General features: G+C 40.5%; 3 protein-coding genes. 2 read left to right on the forward strand and 1 reads right to left on the reverse strand.

The window, feature by feature from the left end:
• Nucleotides 1-39 precede the first annotated feature (39 nt).
• Nucleotides 40-1,680 carry a hypothetical protein gene (locus tag RAO94_13020; GenBank protein ID MDP8323263.1) on the reverse strand — a complete coding sequence of 547 codons (1,641 nt, stop codon included), beginning with the start codon at nt 1,678-1,680 and terminating at the stop codon, nt 40-42.
• 562 nt (nt 1,681-2,242) lie between these two features.
• On the opposite strand from RAO94_13020, the gene RAO94_13025 reads away from it, so the two are divergent.
• Nucleotides 2,243-3,955, forward strand: a complete 1,713-nt coding sequence (locus tag RAO94_13025) for a carbon starvation protein A (protein MDP8323264.1) — start codon at nt 2,243-2,245, stop codon at nt 3,953-3,955.
• 102 nt (nt 3,956-4,057) lie between these two features.
• Nucleotides 4,058-4,453 carry a hypothetical protein gene (locus RAO94_13030; GenBank protein MDP8323265.1) on the forward strand — a complete coding sequence of 132 codons (396 nt, stop codon included), beginning with the start codon at nt 4,058-4,060 and terminating at the stop codon, nt 4,451-4,453.
• The last annotated feature ends 142 nt before the right edge of the window (nt 4,454-4,595 follow it).

Genomic DNA, 4,595 nt, shown 5'->3' on the forward strand with positions numbered 1-4,595 from the left:
CATTTGTAGTACCCAAATTTAAAACCGGTTTGTTGTTTTTCAATGACTTAGCGGTTGTTTCTCGAAAGATGGGTTAGTAAGATTATCTACAAAGTTATTATAGTACATGATCGCTGTTATTGCTCCACCGCCAAAACCCTGGGCAGCAAATTCCTCAGCATAATAAATTGTTTCTGAAAGTGAATTCTTATACCAGAAATCTATTGGTGTATAATAATGAGCAGTAGTGGTATTGGGATCTCCGAACATGGCTGCCTGACTGTTGCCAATCCAAGCCATGTCACTATTAGCTGGTCCACCATCTCCTACTGAATTATAAGGAGTGATAGAATAGCCATACATACCGTCTCCTGGAATTGTATCATCTGTCCAGGTTGTTTGCAATCCTGCAACTTCAAATGGTGCACCATCTGTTCTTACAATATGATATCCCAGAATTGGTTCATTAAAAGGTCCACCATGAAGTCCCATAGTAGGATTTGTCCAGCCTAATACTGCGTCTCCGTCGACACCGGCAAGAGTGATACCTGTTACTGCAGCCGGTACATCTTCACCAATATAAGCTCCTGCACTGGCAGGAACGCCTTCTCCGGCATCATTAAATCCCACTACGGTATAATTATAAAATCCTGCAGCAGGGGGATTGTCTATCCAGTTTACTACTCCACCGATTACTGGATCAGTAATAGTATGTACTATTACATCATTACGATAGACTCTCATTTCATCGAGGTCAGTAAGGGTAGTTCCACCAACTGTCATAGTTGGGTTCATCCAGCCTAATTCTGCCTGAAGTGCACCACCTGCGTCTGGAGTGACTGTGAACATATCTGGAGCTCCAGGAGCATCAATAGGTGCATTCTCTCCCAATTCATACACGCAGATATAATCCGGTGCTCCCTGCAAAAGCGCACCAAGTGTACGCAAAGCGGGATCCCAGTCGTTCATATAGCATAAACCACCAGCAATAGCTCCGGTTCCACCCTGGGCAGTTACATCAGTTGATTCCAGTATTTCTCCAGTTTCAGGATCGATTCTCTGCAATATACAGCCTGGAGTTTGCTGGAAAGCATACAAAAAGGGTCCAGCCGGATCATCAGGATCAAAGGCAAGTCCATAAAGATCAGTACCAAAATTCAGAGTATTGATAACATTACCATCACGATCCCAGTTGACCACAGGATCTCCCCAGTTGCCACTCCAGAACGTATCTGTCAGTGGATCATAAGCAATAGCTCGCACAAGAGCACCGCCAACAGAAATGTTGTTTTCCGGTACTGCTATGCCTGTAGCGGATTCCCAGCAGTAAACAGTACCTGTAGCAGCAGAACCGTACATATACTCGCCATCAAAAGCGAGATCACGGGCGCCAGTCAATGGCACAGTTATGGCTTCAATGTAATTACCTTCTGAGTCAAATTTGTAAAGCTGGTTTGAACCGCTCCACTTGGTAACATAAAAGAATTCACCATCCCATTCCATTCCTGCAAGTCCTACTTGACCAGTAGGAGTATCAACATCAAATGATAGTAGCAGGTCCCATAATTCTCGATTGAGTTCTGGAACTGCTCCACTGGGCGAACTGTTGATATCTCGCCGTTCAAACCGGCCCTCGGGATCTTTTGCCATTAAACTAAATGTAATACAAATGGCAAATAACACAATGACTAACTTCTTCATAAACCCTCCTGTTTTTGAAGTATTGAGAAAAAATATATTTTTAGATAAAACCTATACATTTAAAAATAATATTATTGTGTAATGCATTGACGTAATTAACATATTAAGATCCCATATACCGAAACCAAAGTGCCAAAAAATGAAATTCAATGTCAAGCCTAAATATATTACAATTAAGTGGATAAGAGATATTTTATAGTTGGGTAATATAGTACATATATCCAAATAATAATTACAAATAATAGTGAATCATCAATTATGACACAGGATAAGATATTTCTCTGCTCGTGTAATTAAAATCATTAATATTGAATAGCTGTATTATTTAATTAAAAAATAAAATATGAAAAAATTCTTATATATAGAAAAATATAGCTGTAAATAAAATATTCCTTTGTATGATCATCTTCACCTATATGAAACTAATTATGCTCAAGACAGATGGGATGAAGTTAAAAATGAGTATTTAGTTGCTGGATTGAAGTGGCAAGGATGGTATTAAAACTAAAAAAATTGACAAAATATGCAGACACTCTTAAATTCATTGCCATAAGGAGGTAGCATGCATCCATTATTACTTATAGTTATCACAATTGTTGGTTATCTTTTGGCATACAGATTGTATGGCAGGTTTTTGGGAAAGAAGATATTCAGGTTAACTTCATCAAATAGAGTACCCGCTCAGGAATTTGAAGACGGTGTAGATTTCATGCCAACCAGGAAAAGTGTGATCTTTGGTCATCATTATACTTCCATCGCAGGGACAGGTCCCATCGTAGGTCCGGCTATAGCGATAATCTGGGGTTGGCTGCCAGCGGTTCTATGGATCATTTTCGGCAGTATATTCATGGGTGCTGTCCATGATCTGGGAGCTCTGGTGATATCGTTACGAAATCGTGGTGTTTCTATCAGTGAGGTTACGGGTAAATATATCAGTCCCACAGCCCGAATACTGTTCTTTATAATTGTATTTCTTGAATTATGGATATTTATTGCCGTATTGGCACTCGTGATAGCGATAATATTCATGCTCTTTCCTGCCAGTGTAATGCCTGTATGGAGTGAAGTGATTTTAGCGCTGCTGCTGGGGTATGCTGTATATAAAAAAGGTGGAAATCTTACGCTCTGGTCAGTCATTGTCGTAATATTAATGTATATTACTATTATATTGGGAGTGCAATATCCCATTTCCCTGACAGGCAGTGAAGCTATACCAGCAACCGGTATCTGGGCAATAATTCTCCTTATTTATGCCTTCATAGCATCAATCCTGCCTGTTAATAAGCTCTTACAGCCACGTGATTATATTAATTCTCACGAGCTTTTTATTGTGATGATCTTAATAGTACTGGGAACAATATTTGTCTCATTTAATCCAGATTTCAAGATGGTGGCTCCTGCTGTAAATCATCATGTTACTGATGCTCCAAGTTTCATTCCATTTTTATTTATTACCATAGCCTGCGGAGCAATCAGTGGATTCCACTCTCTCGTTTCCAGTGGTACCACTTCCCGTCAGATCAGCTCGGAGAAAGATGCTCTCTGGGTCGGTTATGGCTCTATGCTGATGGAGGGTTTTCTGGCAATACTGGTGATCGTGGCAGTGGGAGCAGGGATTGGATTAGGTATGCAGAATTCTGATTTGGGAATGCTGAAGGGAGCAGCAGCCTGGCAGAGTCATTATGCCTCCTGGAGTGCTGCTTCAGGATTGACCTCAAAATTAAGCGCTTTTGTGGTGGGAGCTGCAAATATGATCAGCGGACTAGGCATTCCCCGTAGCTGGGCTCTGGCGATTATGGGTGTATTTGTAGCATCTTTTGCCGGAACATCGCTTGATTCTGCTACCCGCATTCAAAGATATGTGATCTCAGAGTTTTTTAAGAAATCTCCTGCCCGTGCTTTGCAAAATAGATATTTCACAACAGCTTTGGCAGTGATAACGGCAGGAATACTGGCATTTGCCACTGGTGCCGATGGCAAAGGTGCCTTAAAGCTCTGGCCCCTGTTTGGTGCAGTAAATCAAACTCTGGCTGCTCTTACTTTGATAGTAATAACTAATTACCTGAAATCTGTGCATAAAAAATGGTGGCTGCTTACCGCTATTCCTGCATTATTCATGTGTTTGATTACTTTCTGGGCGTCAGTGGAAAATGAACTGAGCTTTATTAAAATGGGTAACTGGCTGTTGATAATTGTAAATTTGATAGTAATTGTACTGGTTGTCCTGATTTTTGTGATGGGGTTTAAGCGGTTTCTTAAAACCAGCATAAGTTAATGCTCATCCGGTATGCGTATCCTCTCAGGCTTTTTTTTGCTTGACTTATAATGCAGGAAGAAATGTGACTGGATGCAATAAAAAATACAAAGGGAGAGAAAAATGAAGAAATTTTTACTAATAATGATAATTATCATTGCAGGATTAAGTTTGTATGCTGGCAGATCAGCAACCCCACATCCGGTTTATATTGAATTGCGTGACATTGATGGTAATGTCCCGGCAGTAGAAGATCTGGAAGTGACATGCTGGCTGGAACACAAGCCTGAACAGGTACTTGATCTGGAAAACAGTAATGTCATCTTTCCGATAAAAGACGTATTCCTGCAAATTCAGTGCGCAGGCTTCGATAGCTGGGATGCTGGAGATTTTCTACACGTGGAAATATCTAATATTAAAACAAATGAAACATTGATTAAAGTGATCTCGCTCAATTATGAAAATTTCCAGATATTCTTTGCTGAACATTTAAAGAAGCAGGAGGATGCTAAAGAATGATGCTCAAACGCTCCATATTGCTGTTGATCACCGTTTTGGCGGTGGCAGGTCTTTTTGCCATACCTGTATGGGATATCACCGTGTATCCCACCAGCACTGTCGCTTATGGAAATGTTACCCTGGAGGGAGAACCGGCTGAACA

The sequence above is a fragment of the Candidatus Stygibacter australis genome (assembly GCA_030765845.1).
Classification (GTDB): Bacteria; Cloacimonadota; Cloacimonadia; order Cloacimonadales; family TCS61; genus Stygibacter; species Stygibacter australis.